The organism is Blautia marasmi (assembly GCF_900258535.1).
GTDB lineage: Bacteria > Bacillota > Clostridia > Lachnospirales > Lachnospiraceae > Blautia > Blautia hominis.
In genome coordinates this window covers 1,537,980-1,555,851 of the sequence record NZ_OIWX01000001.1, presented here as the reverse complement: position 1 = coordinate 1,555,851, position 17,872 = coordinate 1,537,980, and the positions used below count along the sequence as shown (strand labels likewise).

The window sequence follows — 17,872 nt, the reverse complement described above, 5'->3', positions numbered from 1 at the left end:
ATCTTTATAGCAGTGATAAATCCGGCAGCAATGCCGGATTTGTGTTATAAAAAACTACATCTAAAGGAAAATGACATTCAAGAAAGTTGGATATTTCACGTATAAAATGTTATACTAACTGATACATGATGATCGTAATTACCATTCAACGTCAAAAAGGATAAGGTGATAAAAAATGTACATCGCAGATTTACACATTCATTCCCGATATTCCCGGGCTACCAGCAGGGACTGCACGCCGGAATATCTGGATCTCTGGGCGCGCAGGAAAGGGATCCAGATAGTCGGCACAGGTGACTTCACACATCCTGCCTGGAGGGAGGAACTGCGGGAGAAGCTGGAACCGGCGGAGGATGGGCTGTATGTGCTGAAGGAAGGATATAGAATACAGGATTCTACAGCGGCCGCAGCCATGCAGCCGCGTTTTGTCGTTACAGGCGAGATCAGTTCTATTTATAAGAAAAAGGATAAAGTCCGTAAAGTGCACAGCCTGATTCTTCTTCCGGGACTGGAGGATGCGGAGATCATCTCCGGGAAACTGGAGAGCATCGGCAACATCCATTCCGACGGACGTCCAATATTGGGATTAGAGTGCAGGGACCTGTTGGAAATCCTTCTGGAGTTGTGTCCACGTGCCGTCTATGTGCCGGCCCATATCTGGACACCTCATTTTTCTTTATTTGGGGCGTTTTCCGGTTTTGATACAGTTGAGGAATGCTTTGATGACTTATCACCATACATCCGTGCCATGGAGACAGGACTTTCCTCAGATCCCCCTATGAACTGGAGGATATCTGCCCTTGATAAATACCAGCTTATTTCAAATTCCGACGCCCATTCCCCTGCAAAGCTGGGCAGGGAGGCCAATCTGCTTGACATAGAACTTACCTATGAAGGATTAAGGAATGCCATTCAGGAAGGAGTGGGTCTGGCAGGAACCATAGAGTTTTTCCCGGAAGAAGGAAAATATCATTTTGACGGGCACAGAAAATGCCATCTCTGTTTAAGCCCCCCGGAGGCCGAGAAATACCAGGGCAAATGCCCCGTCTGCGGAAGAAAACTCACGATCGGAGTGTCTCACAGAGTGGAGCAGTTAGCTGACCGCCCGGAAGGATTTCTAAGAGCCGATGGGAAGGCATTTGAAAGTCTGGTACCGCTGCCGGAAGTCATCGGTGCATCTGTAGGCTATTCGGCGGCAAGCAGAAAGGTTGTAAGGCAGTATGAAGAAATGCTCCGGAAGCTGGGACCTGAATTTGATATCCTGCGCATAATGCCTCTGGAAGAGATCAGAAGCGTTTCCGGGCATTTGATCACTGAGGGGATCCGGAGGCTGCGGGAAGGGAAAGTGGAGAGAATCCCCGGTTTTGACGGAGAGTATGGCACCATAAAATTATTTGAACAGACAGAAATAGAAAATCTGGATGGACAGATGAGCCTTTTTGACGGCATGGAAATCATCCGGGATACAAAAGAAATATCAGGCAATACAGGAACTATTCAGGAAAACGGCCTGTCAGACGAAGTGCAGGAAAACGGCCTGTCAGACGAAGTGCAGGAAAACGGCCTGTCAGACGAAGTGCAGGAAAACGGCCTGTCAGACGAAGTGCAGGAAAACGGCCTGTCAGACGAAGTGCAGGAAAACGGCCTGTCAAACGAAGTGCAGAAAAATGGCTTGTCAGACGAAGCGCAGGAAAACGGTCTGTCAGTCGAAGTGCAGGAAAACGGCCTGTCAAACGAAGTGCAGGAAAATGGCCTGTCAAACGAAGTGCAGAAAAACGGCCGGTCAGATAATGCATTGAAATCCCGGAAGGGCCAAACGATCAGCAAACCCGTAGACGGACCCGCACCCCAGCCTCTGAACCCCCAACAGCAGAAGGCCGTCCGGTCCATAGACCGGGCAGTGGCAGTCATAGCAGGTCCCGGCACCGGGAAGACAAAGACCCTTATATCCCGCATTCTCTATCTTCTGGAGACCAGAAAGGTAAAGTCCTCGGAGATAACTGCAGTAACGTTTACGAACAAAGCTGCTGCTGAGATGCAGGAGCGCCTGGGACAGCAGTTGGGAAAAGGCAGATCAGCCCGTCTGATCCAAGTCGGCACCTTCCACTCCATCTGCCTTGATCTGCTGAAAAAACAAGGCATGCAGTTTACCCTTGCCGATGAGACGGAAACCCTGGATATGGCCGCAGACATAGTTAAAAGCAGGAAGCTGGAATTAAAGCCCAGGCAGTTCCTCCAGAAAGTATCCCTGATAAAGACGAACAGCGATGTGGTCACAGAGAATGACTTTCCGAACCTTCCGGACGTTACACCGTTTGCCGCCCTTGGCATAACGGAACCCGAATACGCCGCGTACATAGAATACCGGCAGGCATTAAGATCCCTGCATATTCTGGACTTTGACGACCTGCTTACAGAAACCCTGAACCTTATTAAAGTGGATCCAACCATCCCAGCTCAAAGCTTTAACTATCTTCATGTCGACGAATTTCAGGATATCAGCCCAATCCAGTACCGACTGATCATGGAGTGGACAAAGCGGGGCAGAGAGCTTTTTGTCATTGGCGACCCGGACCAGTCCATTTACGGTTTCCGCGGCTCAGATGATAAGTGTTTTGAACATTTAAAAAACGACTTCTCAGACCTTAATATCATCCGCTTGACCGAAAATTACCGGTCCACACCTCAGGTGATATCCGGGGCGGTGAAGGTTATTTCCAAAAATCCCGGCATGGTGAGAGTTATCCACCCCAACCGGCCGGACAACACGCAGGTCCGCCTTGTCACAGCCGGAAGCGAGATGGGGGAGGCTATATTTACCGCTAAAGAGATCAACCGCCTGATTGGCGGAATTGATATGCTGGATGCACAGGAAAAACAGGAAACACAGGAAACACGTACGGGGCATACGATAAGAAGCTTTGCCGATATTGCAGTATTGTACAGAACCCACCGCCAGGCAGAACTTTTAGAAAAATGTCTGCAAAGGGAAGGCATTCCATATGTGATTGCCGGGCGCGAGGATTTTCTTGCAGAAAAGACCGTCCGGGGATGCATCTGCTTTTTCCGCTGCCTGGCAGATCAGGATGACACAGTGAACAGGGATCTTTGCTTGAAATTACTGTGGGACCTGGAACCAGACCGGATAAGCGGCAGTATTTTTGAAACCATGCTGGAAAAATATATCCCTTTTCTGAAGAAGGGAAAATCACAGAAAGTCCTGGAACAATGGATAGAAGACATGAATCTTACAGATGATATAGCTGTAAATAAGCTTCTTGGAATGACCGTTTTCTATAAATCCATGCAGGAATTTATGGATGCCGTCTGCCTTGGCGTGGAAAGTGATCTGAAACGCTGCGGCGGCAGGCAATATACAGCCGACTGTGTCACGCTCATGACACTCCACGGCTCAAAGGGCTTGGAATTTCCGGTGACGATCATCTATGGCGTCAGAAAAGGCGTGATTCCTTTTGAGAGGGACTTTCATCAAAAGAGAGAAGACAGCGCAGGTATCCGGGAGAGTTTCATCACTGATATTGAGGAAGAACGCCGGCTCTTTTACGTGGGAATGAACAGAGCCAAAGAGGAATTGATCCTTACCACCTCCCGGGAAGCCTCTGTCTTTCTGGAGGATCTGCCGGAGGAATCCCTGCTGAGAGAAGGTGCTGATAAGAGAAAGCAAAACGACGGAGGAGAACAGTTAAACCTTTTCGACTTCCTGTAAATGAAGCAGACTGAGAGGAAATAAAGAATGACACAAAAGAATATAAAACATCTGACACTTCTGCATTCCAATGACATGCACGGCGATTTCCTTGCAGAGGAGATTGATAATGAGCTGGTGGGAGGTGTCTCTCTTTTATCAGGTTATGTCAACCAAGTGAGAAGAGACAATCCCAATACCTTATACATGATCGCAGGAGACATGTTCAGAGGTTCTCTCATAGACACTGAATTCAAGGGAATCTCCACAATAGAGATCATGAATGTCCTGGGACCTGATATTGTCTCCCTGGGAAATCACGAACTGGATTACGGCATTGCGCATCTGCTCTTTTTGGAGCGCTGCTGCAAATTCCCCATCGTAAATGCAAATATCTACATCAGGCCAACAGGTATGCGTTTGTTCCAGTCCCACAAAATCCTTCAAGTGGATGGTATGAAAATCCTTGTTATGGGCCTCTTGACGGAAGACATTATGAGCAAGGCAAAATCAGACATGCTCCTTGGAACCTTTGTGGATTTGACCGATGCAGCCAGGGAAGTGGGCATTATCTGCAACAGTTATAAAAATGTGGATATTGATTTTACCATACTCCTCACACACATTGGATTTGCGGAAGACCTAAAGCTTGCAGAACAGCTTGATCCCAGATGGGGTGTGGATGTCATCATCGGCGGTCACAGCCACACATATCTGGACGCGCCCGCAGAGGTGAATAACATCCTCATTGTACAGGCCGGGATCGGAACAGACCAGATCGGACGTTTTGAGATAGAGGTGAACACGGATACCAATTCCGTAGAGAGCTACACATGGGAAACGGTTCCTATTGATGACGCGCATTGTGAAAGAAATGAGGAACTGGAACACCTGATCTATGACTTTAAAAAAGTGACAGATGAAAAATACGGAGCGATCCTCACTAGTGTAATGTCTGGTTGATATTTATGGTAATATATGGTAAGCTCAAAAGAAACGGGAGCAATACCATGGCCAGACCTAAAAAGTACTTGATTGATCTTAATCAATCTGACATCAACAAGTTACAATCGCTAATCCATAATAAGAAAACATCAAAGTCAATCATTCGACGATGCCAAATTCTTTTGGAATTAGCTGTCAATAATCCGAACCACCTAACACAGCAGCAGATCAGTAAAACTTTTGGTGTCAGTAAAGCAACTGTTTCCAATATCGTAAAAGATTATATGCAGCATGGTTTAGATTACACCATCACTTATCACAGAAATCCAAACTCCAATGCAAAGCGTAAGGTGGATGGGCGTTCAGAGGCTCATATTGTCGAGTTAGCATGTTCGGCCCCTCCAGAAGGTTTTTCACGCTGGACCGTGAGACTTTTGTCGGATCATGCACGTGTTGTATTAGATACACCGGTTAGTAAATCGACGATTCAGGAGGTTTTAAAAAAACACAACTTAGACCTCACCTAAATGAATACTGGTGTATTCCACCAAAAGAAAACGCTGCTTTTGTTGCTTGTATGGAAGATGTCCTGGATATCTATGAAATGCCCTATAATCCGGATTTTCCGGTTATATGCATGGACGAAAAACCATATCAGTTACTTGATGATGCGCGGGAACCATTATCGATACGTCCGGGCGACATCCTCAAAATAGACTCTGAGTACATCCGCAAAGGAACCAGTAGCATATTTGTCTTTACAGAGGTTCTGGCTGGCTGGCGCCATGTAAGCGCCAGAGAACATCGCACAGCGATTGACTGGGCTGAGGAGATGTGCTATCTTCTGGAAGAATGTTATCCTGACAAAGAAAAGATCATTCTTGTCATGGATAACTTGAATACACATGCGCTCAGTTCCTTATATAAAAGATACGCTCCACAAAAAGCAAGAGCTTTGGCAAAGCGTTTGGAGATTCATTACACACCAAAACACGGAAGCTGGCTTAATATAGCAGAGATCGAATTAAACGCAATGACTCGGCAATGTCTGGCTCGGCGGATTGATACGCTTGAACACCTGCAACAACAATTAAATATATGGGAGCACCAGCGCAACGAGAATCAAAGAACCGTAACTTGGCACTTTACAGCAGCTGATGCTAGAGTAAAGTTAATTTCACTATATCCCCAGCTTGAATAGTCGGGATAATTGTGCCTCAATATTACCATAGTTATCATTCGGACAATACACTAGTATGGTGAGAAAAGCCACTCATCCCAGCCGCTATCAGTCCACCAGCGCAGGGAATCTGTTCTGCGACGCGCTGAAAAAGCAGTTTGGATTGGATATCGTCATGCTTGGTTCCGGAAGCCTCAGGGCGGAGGAGATAGGACCTATTATCACGGTGGGGGATTTACTGAATATGTATCCCTATGATGAGACACTGGTCCGTATTGAATTGACAGGAAAAGAATTGAAGAGGGGAATCCTCCATGCTATGAAGAAAAGCTTCAGTGCTAAGGACAACGATTCCGAATATTATCAGTTCAGCAAAGGCATCCATATTGTATATTCCACCGGCAGCCGGGTATTGACAGAAGCACGGTTTAACGGAAAAGAAATACAGGACGACGCCGTATTTGCTGTGGGCCTGGAACTGTTCCACTACAATAATATAGACAGTTTCCTGGGGCTTGACCGGGAGGCCGTGGAGGGGCGGAAACAGGCAAAGACTGTTACTGGAAATATCCGAACTGCTATTGAGGAATATTTTAGAGAACATAATGCTCTGCGGCCTGTTTATGAAAAAAGAACAGAAACAACAGATTGAGAAAGGGAAAATTTAAAATGCAGGAATCTAAATCAAATATATCCATAAGAAATGCCCAGCCGGGGGAAGGTGAGACCCTGGCTTCCATTGAAGCGGCCTGTTTCCCGGCAGCGGAAGCAGCCAGCGTGGAAGCCATAAAAGAGCGTCTGGCCGCATTTCCTGAAAAGTTTTTTGTTGCGGAAACAGAGGGAAAAGCAGTGGGATTTGTCAACGGAGGCGTGACTGATGAACCATATCTGCCTGACGAGATGTATCACAATATTGGTTTACATAATCCAAATGGCAGCTATCAGACGGTATTCGGCCTCAACGTTCTGCCCCGGTACAGAAGACAAGGCATTGCTGAAAAACTCATGAATGCATTGATACAGTCCGCAAAACAAGAGGGGAAAAAAGGAGTCATTTTGACCTGCAAGGATCACATGATCCATTACTATGAAAAATTTGGATTTGTCTGCCACGGCAGAGCGGATTCCTGCCACGGAAATGCAGTCTGGAACGATATGCGGCTGATTTTTTAAAGTGTCCCTGCAGTTATCCGGGTGATCCGCGGGAAAGCGCTATACACGCTCAAACCCATGCACCCAGTCCGCCTTTTTGTAATATAATACAAACACCACAGAGCTTAAAAACCACGTCAGCGGATAAGCCCAGAAGATAACCTGGATAACCGGTATGAATCTCACAATCACAGATATATAGGAGACCCGCACAATGCACCAGAACACCAGCATGACCAGCATGGGGACAGAGGCCTTTCCGGAACCACGCAGAATGGCGGCGATACAGTGGGAGAGTGCCAGAAGAAAATAAAACAGTGTGACAGTCCTGGCCTGGGCGGTTCCAAACTGGATCACATGTGCTTCGTTGTTAAAGGCAGCAATGAGAACCGGCGCAAAAGTATAGATGAGCACACCGATGATCTCCGCGATCAGCATAGAACATACAAGCCCGAATTTAGCACCTTTTTTTGCCCTGTCGTATTCCCTGGCCCCCAGATTCTGGCTGACAAAGGTGGTCAGGGCAAGGGTAAAGCAGTTGATTGGCAGGAAGACGAACCCCTCGATCTTAGAGTAAGCACCGCATCCGGCCACCGCCATTTTTCCGAAGGCATTGATATTAGTCTGTACGATCACATTGGCAAAGGCTATGATTGAATTTTGGAAACCTGCGGGAAGCCCGTTATGTATGATCCGGCCCAGCATGGCTTTGTCAAACCTTATTTTATTTATGTAAACCCGATATTCAAGTGGACAGCGCTTAAGCTTCCCAAGGCATAGCACCGCGCTGAGAAACTGGGAGATAATGGTGGCCAGAGCGGCGGAGCCTACCCCCAGGTGCAGTACAATAATAAAAAACAGATCCAGTACAACATTAACCACAGAGGAAATGATCAGGTAAACTAACGGGTGCCTGCTGTCACCTACGGACTGCAGAATACCCACAAACACATTATACATAACAAACCCCAGGGAGCCTGCAAAGTAAATACGGAAATAGGTAATAGACTGGGGCAGCACATCCTTTGGTGTTCCCATCCAGACAAGTATCTGGGGCGCGAGAATGACACCCGCCAGGGTAAGAACAGCACTTGCGGCAAGTCCAAGGGCTATGGTAGTGTGTATTGCCTTTTGAAGGCTGTCTCTATTTCCGGCGCCGTAATATCTGGCGATCACCACGCCTGCACCCATGGCAATGCCGTTGAAAAAGCCAACCATAAGAAAAATCAGGTTCCCTGAGGAACTGACAGCGGCCAGGGCATTGCTGTCTAGGAAATTCCCTACGATCAGGGAATCCGCAGTGTTATAGAGCTGCTGAAAAAGATTTCCCAGAAACAACGGGAGTGCAAACATTATGATTTTTTTCCATATGGGACCTGAGGTCATCAGGGTTTTAGATTCTGTTGTATCCATGACAGTATCACTCCATTTTCATTTGTAAGAAGATCAGGCCGAAAGCTTCGCGATGGGCTGGATAAAGCTGGCACTACTTTTTCATACGGTCAGCGCAGTAAATGCACAGACCTGTCTGAACGGTTACTATTTTACTCCTCATGTGGAAAAAAGCAACAATAAAAGCTATTGACAAACATACCGTTGGTATGTTAACTTAAATATAATCCAAAGAAATATGGAGGTACAATATGGCACGGAATAAATATCCGGAGGAGACTGTGAATCTGATCCTGGAAACTGCAGGCAGACTTTTTGTGGAAAAGGGGTATGAGCGGACTTCTATCCAAGATATCGTTGATCATCTGGGAGGACTCAGCAAAGGCGCTATTTATCACCATTTTAAGTCAAAAGAGGAAATCCTCTCTGCTGTGACAGACCGCATGACGGAAGGGTCGGAAATTTTGCTGCGCCGGATAAGAGACGATAAGACGCTTACAGGAAAAGAAAAGCTGAAAAAATTGTTTTTTGAATCCCTCAACCGTCCGGAGCAGAAAGATATGTTTCGTTCCGCCCCCCGACTTGGAGATAATCCGCAGCTATTGTCCATGGTAATGCGGGAAACCCTTGATATCACGGCTCCCCAATATCTAACCCCGATCATGGAAGAGGGGATAAAGGACGGCAGCATCCATACAAAATATCCGGCAGAGTTAGGGGAAGTATTGCTTCTGCTTGGGAATGTATGGATCAATCCAATGACTATGGATTCCACCCCTGAGGAGACGCTCAGGAAATGCCTCTGTTTTAAGGAGGTTTTGGAGGCCCTTGGTCTTGACATTATGGATGAGAAAACTATCAACAGACTGCAGGAACTGACAGAAATTTATAATGAACATAAATAATATAAGGCTGCCCGGCAGCATTGTCTGAACCGGCAGCCCATTTTTTTATCATTATACATACCTACGGTCGGTATCAAAAGGAGAGAAACGATGGATGCAGTAATAGAAATAAGGGAAGTGTCTAAGAGCTTTCAGGGACAAAGGGTGCTGGAACGCTGCTCTTTGAATCTGCAGAAGGGTGAAATTTACGGTCTGTTGGGAATCAACGGAGCCGGAAAGACCACACTGATGAAAATAACCGGCGGTTTTCAGCAGCCGGACGAGGGTGAAGTGCGGATAGAAGGCAGGGACAGCTGGGAGTACAGAGAGAAGATCCAGAGCAGGATAGGCACTCTGATCGAGACGCCCATATTTTACGATCACTTGTCAGCCAGGGAGAATCTGGAGATCCATATGGCATACATGGATCAGAAAAGTGATATTAACGGCGCCCTGGAGCAGGTAGGGCTGGGGCGGACAGGAAAAAAGCCGGTGTCCAGATTTTCCATGGGCATGAAGCAGAGGCTGGGGATTGCAAGGGCAATGCTCCATAGCCCGGAATGTCTGCTGCTGGACGAACCGATCAATGGCCTTGACCCTGTGGGAATACAGGAAGTGAGAGATATTCTGCTGGGTTTGGCAAAAAAAGGTACAGCAATCCTGGTCTCCAGTCATATTCTGAGTGAAATGGAGCAGCTTGCCCACAGAGTGGGAATCCTGGCCCAGGGAAAGATTGTGGAAGAATTCTCCCCGTCTTTGATGAGAAAACAATACGGAGAAAATTTTGAAAATTACGTCATTGACATTATGAGGAGGAAACAGATATGAGGCTGATAAAGCTGGAATTAAGAAGAACGGACTTTAAGGGCTATCTGCTGGCAGCAGCGGGTATCGCTGTGTTTTGTCTTATCATGACCTTTGCATTTCCGCTGCTTCCCAAACTGGAGGAGGGAAGTGTGACAAGAGACGATGCGCTGCTGTTTGCCACCTGGAAAGGGGTTCTGCTGCCCGTTTCGGGATTGATCATGTCCTGTTTTGCGGTCCTGGGCGGCGCTATGGCAGCCAGGCTGGTGGTGACAGAATATACAGGGAAAAATGCGCTTCTGCTCTTCTCTTACCCTGTGAAAAGAAAATCGGTCCTGAAGGCAAAATGTACCCTGCTGTGGGGATTTATATTTACGGCTACGTTCCTCTGTGAGACACTGTGCTTTCTTGTGGTGGGTATGGCGGCCAACCTGTTTCATTTCATGCCGGAAACCTTTGGCATAACCGAGATGGGAAGGGTGCTGGCAGCAGGTGTGGTACTGGGCGTGATGTCAGCCTCTATTGGACAGATTTCCATGCGTATTGGTTTTTGGAAAAAGTCACTGGTGGCTTCTGTGGTAACTTCCGTTATCCTCATATGCCCGGTGACAAACCTTTTCATGCTGGGAGCGGACAGCGGGCTGTGGATCATGATTGGAATCATGACGGTTACCCTGGCTGCAGGTCTGGGATGTTATGTGGGGATTACAAACAAAATAGAGAATATGGAGGTATAAATATATGAAGAAAAACGGTTTTTCAAGAGATTTTATTCTGGTAGTTATCGGGCAGATCATCTCTCTGTTCGGGAATGCGGTGGTCAGGTTTGCCCTTCCTCTGCATCTGCTCAATATTTCCCAGTCTCCTACCCTGTATGGGATGGTGTCAGCCTTGGCATTTTTGCCGCTGCTTATCATGTCACCCCTTGGAGGTGTGATCGCGGACCGGGTGAATAAAAGAAACATCATGGTGGTGCTGGATTTTTCCACTGCCGGAATCATCCTTCTGTTTCTTCTGCTGTCAGGGCAGGTGAATCTTGTGGCGTTGATCCTTGTGGCACTGATACTGCTTTATAGCATTTCCGGTCTTTATCAGCCGTCTGTGCAGGCCAGTATGCCGTTTTTGGTGCCTGAGGAGAAACTGGTGCAGGCTAATGCCGTTATCAATACAGTATCTTCCCTGGCCGGTCTTTTAGGACCTGTGCTGGGCGGTATTTTTTACAGTATGAAGGGGATCCATGTGGTGCTTGCTATCAGTATGGTGTGTTTCTTCCTCTCGGCTGTGATGGAAATCTTTATCAGAATCCCATTTACCAAAAGAGAAACGGATATGGGCGCTTTCCGTATCATTTTCGGAGACTTAAAGGAGAGCGTACATTTTATTGCTAAGAGCCAGAAGGTGATAGGCAAAGTTACGGTTATTATAGCGTTTGTAAATTTATTCATATCCTCCCTGCTGATCATCGGGCTTCCGGTCCTCTGTACCCAGGTACTTGAATTCCAAAAGGTTGATCCGAACCAGATGTACGGATATCTGTCAGGGATCATGGCTTTCGGCGGAATTGCAGGTGGAATTGCCGCAGGCGTTCTCGGAGGTAAGATCAAGATCGGAGATACCTGGAAGCTGATCGTGGCTGTGGCCCTGCTCATGTTCCCTATGGGCGGAGTTCTGTATTCATCGGCTCCCGATATGGGAAAATATCTGGTATTGGCCGCGGGAGCATTTTTGATCATGCTGTGTGCATCTCTATTTACGGTACAGACAATGTCTTTTGTGCAGATGAAAACACCGGGACATCTGATCGGAAAAGTGATCTCCTGGGTTATGGCCATCGCCACCTGTTCCCAGCCTCTGGGGCAGGCTGTGTACGGTGTGGTGTTTGAACAGGCCAGAGGTCTGGAATGGGCGATCTTTATGACAGCAGGCATTGCCAGTATTTTCGTTGGTCTGTATCTGAGAAAAATATGGATCACAGAGGGAATGTTGGACAGCGGAACAGAGGCCGTGTCCGGTGCATATAAATAAAGAAAAAAGTAGATTTCCTTTATGTTCTATGTAAGATCTAACGACGGCACTAGGATTGCTGTCTATGAGTTCAACAAGGAATGCTCCAAGACCGTGTTTCTTGTCCACGGGTGGCCTCTCTCACATAAGATTTATGAGTACCAGATCGAACTGCTGACAAAATGCGGATACCATGTGGTGGCGATTGACCTGAGAGGGTTTGGTGAATCTGATGCGCCGGCCTGCGGTTATGGATATGACCAAATGGCAGCGGATATTTATCATGTGGTGAAATCCATGGGATTGAAAAAATTCATTCTCACAGGTTTTTCCATGGGAGGGGCCATTGTGCTGCGTTATATGCGGCTGTTTTGCGGCTACGGAGTGGAGAAGCTGATTCTTCTTGCCGCCGCTGCCCCATCCTGGACGCAGCGGAAAGGCTATCCATACGGACTTACCAGAAAATATGTGGATGGCCTGATCTCCCTGGCTGAGACGGACAGACCGCAGTTGGCTTATAACTTCAGTCATGAGCAGCTTTTTGCCACACCCCACCGGGAGCCGGTAAAACAGTGGTTCCAGGATATATCGCTCTCCGCGTCCGGCATTGCTACAGTCAGAACAGCGATCTCACTCAGGGACGAGGACGGGCGCAGTGACCTGGCCTGTGTCCATGTTCCCACATGGATCATCCACGGAGGGAAAGATGTGGTAGTGTCCAATGATCTGGCCCGCATCCAGAAGGAGGGAATTCCCTGCTCCCAGCTTGTGACCTTGGAGAACAGCGGGCATGGAATCATGTATGATGAACTGGCCCTCTTTAATAAGATATTTCTCAGGGCAGTCAGAACAAACCCGCAGACCCGTTGAAAAATCCCGAAACATTGGTTTGTGAACAGTAATAAAACAGATGCAGAGTATTTACCGCATGTCAGAAATGGCATGCGGTTTGTGCGTTTCTATGCTATAATATCTAAAAAGCGTGAGGCCGCTGGCCATCAGCGGCGTAAATGGTGGGAAAGGGGAAATTTTGTGCAGAAAATTTTTACCAGGTATATCAGCTACGTTGTCGCCGTAGCGCTCCTGGCTATTTTAGCGCTGAATTGGGGGCTGCAGGGGCGAAATGCCAGAAAACAGATGGTACAGAACGCTGCGCTGAAGCTGGGACAGATATCGCAGACCATTGACAATAATGAGGTGGAACTGCAGAACTTAAAAGAGAGCCTCAGTGAAGACTATTTGACAAGAGCCTATGCCTTCGCCTATATTATAGAACAGAATCCCAGTGTACTGGACAGCCAGCAGGAACTGGAACGGATAGCAGAGCTGCTTAATGTGGATGAACTGCATGTGATCGACGAAAACGGGATTCTCTTTGCAGGCAGTATTCCCCTGTATTTTGGCATGGATTTTCATACTACGGACCAGACAAAAGAATTTCTCAGCATTTTGGATGACCCGGACTCCTATCTGGTACAGGAAATACGGCCAAATGGATATGAACAGAAAGTATTCCAGTATATCGGTGTGGCACGCCAGGATCAGAAGGGTATCGTGCAGGTGGGGATGGCACCCACCAGGATGCTGGATGCCCAGAAAAGAAATCAGCTTGATTACATATTCTCCAGGGTCCCGGTGGATGCGGGGAGTGTTCTCTTTGCCATAGATAAAGAGAGTGGGGAGGTGCTGGCCCACTCGGACCAGGATATGGCAGGCAGCAGCATGGAGGATCTGGGGCTCACCCCGGAGGTTATGGCCGGATGCAGCGACGGCGGATTTATCCGGCAGGACGGAGAAAAAATGTTCTGTGTCATCAGGGAAAAAGACGGCCTGATACTGGGAGCAGGGGAGAGTGAGGCAGAGCTTTATGAGGAGCGGAATATACAGACCATCCTTACTTTTTTCTACCTGGTCCTTGTGTATCTGGTGGCGATCCTGGTCATAAACCGTCTGCTGAAACATCAGATCGTGGACGGGGTCCACACCATAATGGATGACCTGAAGGGGATCACAGACGGCAATCTGGATACTGTGGTGAAGGTGGACAGCAATCCCGAATTCAGACAGTTGAGCCAGGGCATCAATAAGATGGTCCAGGGAATCCTGGATGCAACCGTTAAAATTTCCAAAGTCATTGATACTTTGGATCTGCCTATCGGTGTGTTTGAGTTTAATCAGGACAGTGAGAAGGTTATGGCAACCGAACGCATCCGGCTTGTGCTGGACTGGACAGAGGAAGAAATGAGCCAGGCCTGCCGTGACAGGAACATATTCCAGAAAATGCTTGGGGATACCCTGAAAGCTGCCTGTGATAAGAGAGAGAATGAGTTCAAAATAAGAGAAAATCCCGAGAAATGGGTGCGTATATTCACAACCACAGAGAATGGCGGTACTTTTGGCATTATATCGGATGTGACAGGGGAGATGCAGGAAAAGAAAAGGCTGGAACACGAGCGGGATTATGATTCTCTTACCGGCCTCTGCAATCTGGACACTTTCAGAAAAGAGGTGGAGCATATTCTGGAGGAGAGGGACACCGGCGAATGCGCCATGATCATGCTGGACCTTGACAGCTTTAAGGGGATCAATGACCGTTTCGGCCATGACTGGGGGGACGAATATCTGCGTGCCTGTGCCGGATTTTTGTCAGAGTTCAATGGCGGCAGGGGAATTGCGGCCAGACGCTCCGGAGATGAATTCTGCCTGTTTCTCCACCATTATAAGACAAGGCAGGAGATTGCCAATGATATGGAAGAATTCTACAGCCGGCTCCAGCAAAACCCTGTGCTGTTTCCGGATAAGAGCAGGAAGGCGCTGGAGATATCATCCGGACTGGCCTGGTATGGCGGCGGTCTCAATGAATTCCAGACACTTCTGAAGGCGGCTGATTATGCACTTTACGATGCGAAGAACAGCGGAAAGGGAATCATGAAACAGTATTCCCTGAACTGAGGCATACCATAAGGAAAAACATAAGGAAAAACATAAGGAAAAACATAAGGAGACAGATGATATGGATAATAATACAACCGTGAAAGACTTAAAAATGAGGGTATTTGATTTTTGCGAAGAGAGGCATTGGAATAAATCCCATAATCCTAAGGATTTGTCTATCGGCATCTCCACAGAGGCCAATGAACTGATGGATCTGTTCCGGTTTAAATCCAATGACCAGATGAAGGAAATGATGAAAGATGAGAAAAAGAGGGAACGCATTGGGGAAGAGCTGGCAGATACGCTGATTTTTTCACTGCGCTTTGCCGAGATGTATTCTTTTGATATTGATGAGATCATCCGCGATAAGATGATAAAAAATGCGGTGAAGTATCCGAAGCCCGAAAAATAACGGCGGGAAGGAGTTTTTATGGAAATCAGATGTATTGCTCTTGACCTTGACAGGACAACACTGGACGGGGATGGATATCTGCCGGAGGAAAACAGGCTGGTGCTGGAACAGATCATGGAAAAGGGCGTGCAGGTGGTGGCAGCCAGCGGAAGAGCCCTCTCCACTTTTCCGGAAGCCATCAGAAAAATGACGGGGATCCGGTACGCTATCACATCAAACGGAGCGGCTGTATATGATCTTTCCACGGGAAAGTGTCTGAAACAGTATAAGATGACAGAGGACTCCGTGCATCGGATCCTGGATCTGACAAAAAACTTTCCTGTGACCTTTGAGGCCTTTGTGGATGGGGAGGCATATGCACCCAGGGCGTATGTGGAGGATCCCATACAGTTTGGTGCCGATGTCAGAGCAGTCCCCTATATCCGGGGAACCAGAAAACCGGTGGAGGATATTTGGGATTTTATCTGTGCCCATGGGTCTGTTCTGGATGGCATGGATGTGATCATAAGTGATCCGGAACTGAAGTCCCGGCTGTGGCAGATGCTGGACGCGGAGGCAGAGGATGTGTATATCACGTCATCCGTCCCGCAGCTTCTGGAGATTTCCTATAAAGATGCAGGAAAGCATACGGGAGCTGCCTTTTTGCTGGAGCACCTTGGACTGCGGCAGGAAGAACTTGCGGCTTTTGGGGATGGGGATAACGATGCCGAGCTGCTGGCATTCGCGGGAATCGGGATTGCAATGGAGAACGCATCCCCGAAATGTAAAGAAGCCGCGGATCACATTACCCTGTCCAATGAAGCCTGCGGCGTTGCTTATGGCATCAGAAATATACTTAAACTATAAGAGAGGCACAAGGCATGATTCAGAACTGGAAACATAAGTTAAAATATATCTGCAGCATTCTGGTGCTGCTGCTCTGCTTTCTGACGGGATGCAGCAGCACCACAGACAGTATGACAGGCGGTGCGGACAAAGACACCCGGCAGGCAGCCGCTTCCCTTGAAGAATCGGGGAGCTATACCTCAAAAGAGGATGTGGCTGCTTACATTCACCAATTTGGACATCTTCCGGATAACTTTATCACGAAAAAGGAAGCAAAGAAGGCCGGATGGGTCAGCAGCAAAGGAAATCTGGCTGAGGCAGCACCGGGTAAGAGTATCGGGGGAGACCGGTTCGGCAACTATGAGGGAAACCTGCCGGAAAAAGAGGGGCGGCAGTATTACGAATGCGATATTGACAGCGACGGAAGTTACCGGGGAGCAAAAAGGATCGTCTATTCAGATGACGGCCTCGTGTACTATACAGAGGACCACTACGAGACCTTTGAGCTATTATACGGGGAGGAGAATCTATGAAGGTAGTCCTGGACGCATTATGCATGGACGAGAAGGAGCAGGCGCACAGATATCTGAAGGAAAAATTAGGACTTCCGGATTACTGCGGGAGTAATCTGGATGCATTGTATGACTGTCTTACAGAAAAGGAAGAGATGGAGATAGAGGTGGAGAACCGGGAGCTGGCGCAGGATTATTTTCTGCGGATATGGCGGGTCCTGCTGGATGCCTCCGGGGAGAATGAAGGTCTTCAAGTGATTGGCTAATAAAAACACAGGAGATAGAAAATGGGTAAAATGCAGAAAGACAACGGAAATTCATCAAAGAAACGGATATGGCTTCTTCTGGTGGTCATAGCCGTGGCAGCGGCGGCAGCAGTCATATTTTTTATGAAGAGCCGGACAGAGAAAGCGGTGTTTTCCGTTGACGGGCAGCCGGTTTACAAGGAAGAAGCAGCTTGTGTTGTCAGCAAGATCAAATTGCATCAGAGGGAAAAGATAGCGGCTAAGGCAGGAATTGATATATCGGATTTCACCTGGGAAACAGAGGCGGAAGGAAAGACAGGGTATGAACACTTGGCTGACGCAGTGGTAGATGAGTTAAAACAAGTGAAAACCATGCAGAAGGAGGCTATGGACAACGGCCTTGCCGATGCAATTGACTATCCTTCCCTGATGGAGGCCATGGAAAAAGAGAATAAGGACAGAGAGAAGAAAAAGGGAAATAATGAGACCGTGTTTGGAATGACCCAGTACACAGCAGACCAGTTCTATGATTATTTTAATGAAAATCTCTCCCTTCAGAATAAAAGAGAACTGATAAAGAAAGAAGTGCTCACTGTGTCGGATGAGGAGGCAAGGGCAGCTTACGATGCAGACCCGGACTATTTCAACAATGAGGAGTATGAAACAGTGGAGACATACGCCAAAAACCTTGTTCTGGATCATAAGTATGAGGAGCATTTACAAGAGATGGCAGAGGCTGCCAAAGTGGAAATACCCAGTGAAAAGGCATTGGTACAGGCTGTCAAGGATGTTTTGGAAGGAAAATAAAAAATAGAGTTACTAATCACAGCCCTGCAAAAAACACAGTTCTGTATACAGTAACCCGCTTCGCGATGCA

18 protein-coding genes are annotated in these 17,872 nt (G+C 47.5%); 17 read left to right on the top strand and 1 reads right to left on the bottom strand.

Annotated elements, in window-relative coordinates; translation table 11 throughout:
* The first annotated feature begins 175 nt into the window (after positions 1–175).
* The 6 genes from C6P39_RS06885 to C6P39_RS06860 are packed head-to-tail and all read left to right on the top strand — an operon-like array spanning position 176 to position 7,004.
* On the top strand, positions 176–3,727 hold the full coding sequence (locus tag C6P39_RS06885) for a UvrD-helicase domain-containing protein (RefSeq protein ID WP_242986963.1): 3,552 nt from the start codon (positions 176–178) through the stop codon (positions 3,725–3,727).
* A gap of 27 nt (positions 3,728–3,754) precedes the next feature.
* Positions 3,755–4,669 carry a bifunctional metallophosphatase/5'-nucleotidase gene (locus C6P39_RS06880; protein WP_242986961.1) on the top strand — a complete coding sequence of 305 codons (915 nt, stop codon included), beginning with the start codon at positions 3,755–3,757 and terminating at the stop codon, positions 4,667–4,669.
* 47 nt (positions 4,670–4,716) lie between these two features.
* On the top strand, positions 4,717–5,178 hold the full coding sequence (locus tag C6P39_RS06875; protein ID WP_104803255.1) for a helix-turn-helix domain-containing protein: 462 nt from the start codon (positions 4,717–4,719) through the stop codon (positions 5,176–5,178).
* The gene (locus C6P39_RS06870) at positions 5,130–5,852 is read left to right on the top strand and encodes an IS630 family transposase (RefSeq protein WP_158661707.1); all 723 of its coding nucleotides are present in this window, start codon (positions 5,130–5,132) and stop codon (positions 5,850–5,852) included. Before C6P39_RS06875 ends, C6P39_RS06870 begins: the two co-directional genes overlap by 49 nt.
* 55 nt (positions 5,853–5,907) lie before the next feature.
* Complete coding sequence (locus tag C6P39_RS06865; protein ID WP_242986959.1) at positions 5,908–6,483, top strand: 5'-nucleotidase C-terminal domain-containing protein; 576 nt, start codon at positions 5,908–5,910, stop codon at positions 6,481–6,483.
* Between the two features lie 17 nt (positions 6,484–6,500).
* Positions 6,501–7,004 (top strand): GNAT family N-acetyltransferase, encoded by a 504-nt coding sequence (locus tag C6P39_RS06860; RefSeq protein WP_104803253.1) that lies wholly within the window; start codon positions 6,501–6,503, stop codon positions 7,002–7,004.
* Positions 7,005–7,043: 39 nt separating this feature from the next.
* Here C6P39_RS06860 and C6P39_RS06855 read toward each other — a convergent pair whose 3' ends face one another.
* Entirely contained in the window at positions 7,044–8,396 is a 1,353-nt protein-coding gene (locus tag C6P39_RS06855) for an MATE family efflux transporter (RefSeq protein ID WP_104803252.1), read from the bottom strand.
* A 230-nt stretch (positions 8,397–8,626) separates the two neighbouring features.
* On the opposite strand from C6P39_RS06855, the gene C6P39_RS06850 reads away from it, so the two are divergent.
* The 11 genes from C6P39_RS06850 to C6P39_RS06800 all read left to right on the top strand — a co-directional run bounded on the left by C6P39_RS06850 (position 8,627) and on the right by C6P39_RS06800 (position 17,802).
* Positions 8,627–9,280: a TetR/AcrR family transcriptional regulator gene (locus tag C6P39_RS06850; RefSeq protein WP_104803251.1), complete on the top strand. Its 654-nt coding sequence runs from the start codon at positions 8,627–8,629 to the stop codon at positions 9,278–9,280.
* Positions 9,281–9,370: 90 nt separating this feature from the next.
* Positions 9,371–10,087, top strand: coding sequence for an ABC transporter ATP-binding protein (locus tag C6P39_RS06845; protein ID WP_104803250.1), 717 nt, complete (start codon positions 9,371–9,373; stop codon positions 10,085–10,087).
* Entirely contained in the window at positions 10,084–10,800 is a 717-nt protein-coding gene (locus tag C6P39_RS06840) for an ABC transporter permease (RefSeq protein WP_104803249.1), read from the top strand. Before C6P39_RS06845 ends, C6P39_RS06840 begins: the two co-directional genes overlap by 4 nt.
* 4 nt (positions 10,801–10,804) lie before the next feature.
* Complete coding sequence (locus C6P39_RS06835) at positions 10,805–12,088, top strand: MFS transporter (protein ID WP_104803248.1); 1,284 nt, start codon at positions 10,805–10,807, stop codon at positions 12,086–12,088.
* A 21-nt stretch (positions 12,089–12,109) separates the two neighbouring features.
* Positions 12,110–12,937 (top strand): alpha/beta fold hydrolase, encoded by an 828-nt coding sequence (locus tag C6P39_RS06830; protein ID WP_104803247.1) that lies wholly within the window; start codon positions 12,110–12,112, stop codon positions 12,935–12,937.
* Positions 12,938–13,099: 162 nt separating this feature from the next.
* Positions 13,100–15,019, top strand: a complete 1,920-nt coding sequence (locus tag C6P39_RS06825) for a sensor domain-containing diguanylate cyclase (RefSeq protein WP_158661478.1) — start codon at positions 13,100–13,102, stop codon at positions 15,017–15,019.
* A 61-nt stretch (positions 15,020–15,080) separates the two neighbouring features.
* Entirely contained in the window at positions 15,081–15,413 is a 333-nt protein-coding gene (locus C6P39_RS06820; protein WP_104803245.1) for a nucleotide pyrophosphohydrolase, read from the top strand.
* Positions 15,414–15,431: 18 nt separating this feature from the next.
* On the top strand, positions 15,432–16,259 hold the full coding sequence (locus C6P39_RS06815) for an HAD family hydrolase (RefSeq protein ID WP_104803244.1): 828 nt from the start codon (positions 15,432–15,434) through the stop codon (positions 16,257–16,259).
* A gap of 14 nt (positions 16,260–16,273) precedes the next feature.
* Positions 16,274–16,771, top strand: coding sequence for a ribonuclease domain-containing protein (locus C6P39_RS06810; protein ID WP_104803243.1), 498 nt, complete (start codon positions 16,274–16,276; stop codon positions 16,769–16,771).
* The gene (locus tag C6P39_RS06805; protein ID WP_104803242.1) at positions 16,768–17,016 is read left to right on the top strand and encodes a barstar family protein; all 249 of its coding nucleotides are present in this window, start codon (positions 16,768–16,770) and stop codon (positions 17,014–17,016) included. Before C6P39_RS06810 ends, C6P39_RS06805 begins: the two co-directional genes overlap by 4 nt.
* A gap of 21 nt (positions 17,017–17,037) precedes the next feature.
* Complete coding sequence (locus C6P39_RS06800) at positions 17,038–17,802, top strand: hypothetical protein (protein ID WP_104803241.1); 765 nt, start codon at positions 17,038–17,040, stop codon at positions 17,800–17,802.
* Positions 17,803–17,872: the final 70 nt, after the last annotated feature.

Excerpts from the sequence above, each read along its gene's own strand:
- C6P39_RS06885 (WP_242986963.1), top strand. The coding sequence starts at position 176 with ATGTACATCGCAGATTTACACATTCATTCCCGATATTCCCGGGCTACC.
- C6P39_RS06880 (WP_242986961.1), top strand. The coding sequence starts at position 3,755 with ATGACACAAAAGAATATAAAACATCTGACACTTCTGCATTCCAATGAC.
- C6P39_RS06875 (WP_104803255.1), top strand. The coding sequence starts at position 4,717 with ATGGCCAGACCTAAAAAGTACTTGATTGATCTTAATCAATCTGACATC.
- C6P39_RS06865 (WP_242986959.1), top strand. The coding sequence starts at position 5,908 with ATGGTGAGAAAAGCCACTCATCCCAGCCGCTATCAGTCCACCAGCGCA.
- C6P39_RS06860 (WP_104803253.1), top strand. The coding sequence starts at position 6,501 with ATGCAGGAATCTAAATCAAATATATCCATAAGAAATGCCCAGCCGGGG.
- C6P39_RS06855 (WP_104803252.1), bottom strand. The coding sequence starts at position 8,396 with ATGGATACAACAGAATCTAAAACCCTGATGACCTCAGGTCCCATATGG.
- C6P39_RS06850 (WP_104803251.1), top strand. The coding sequence starts at position 8,627 with ATGGCACGGAATAAATATCCGGAGGAGACTGTGAATCTGATCCTGGAA.
- C6P39_RS06845 (WP_104803250.1), top strand. The coding sequence starts at position 9,371 with ATGGATGCAGTAATAGAAATAAGGGAAGTGTCTAAGAGCTTTCAGGGA.
- C6P39_RS06840 (WP_104803249.1), top strand. The coding sequence starts at position 10,084 with ATGAGGCTGATAAAGCTGGAATTAAGAAGAACGGACTTTAAGGGCTAT.
- C6P39_RS06835 (WP_104803248.1), top strand. The coding sequence starts at position 10,805 with ATGAAGAAAAACGGTTTTTCAAGAGATTTTATTCTGGTAGTTATCGGG.
- C6P39_RS06830 (WP_104803247.1), top strand. The coding sequence starts at position 12,110 with ATGTTCTATGTAAGATCTAACGACGGCACTAGGATTGCTGTCTATGAG.
- C6P39_RS06820 (WP_104803245.1), top strand. The coding sequence starts at position 15,081 with ATGGATAATAATACAACCGTGAAAGACTTAAAAATGAGGGTATTTGAT.
- C6P39_RS06815 (WP_104803244.1), top strand. The coding sequence starts at position 15,432 with ATGGAAATCAGATGTATTGCTCTTGACCTTGACAGGACAACACTGGAC.
- C6P39_RS06810 (WP_104803243.1), top strand. The coding sequence starts at position 16,274 with ATGATTCAGAACTGGAAACATAAGTTAAAATATATCTGCAGCATTCTG.
- C6P39_RS06805 (WP_104803242.1), top strand. The coding sequence starts at position 16,768 with ATGAAGGTAGTCCTGGACGCATTATGCATGGACGAGAAGGAGCAGGCG.
- C6P39_RS06800 (WP_104803241.1), top strand. The coding sequence starts at position 17,038 with ATGGGTAAAATGCAGAAAGACAACGGAAATTCATCAAAGAAACGGATA.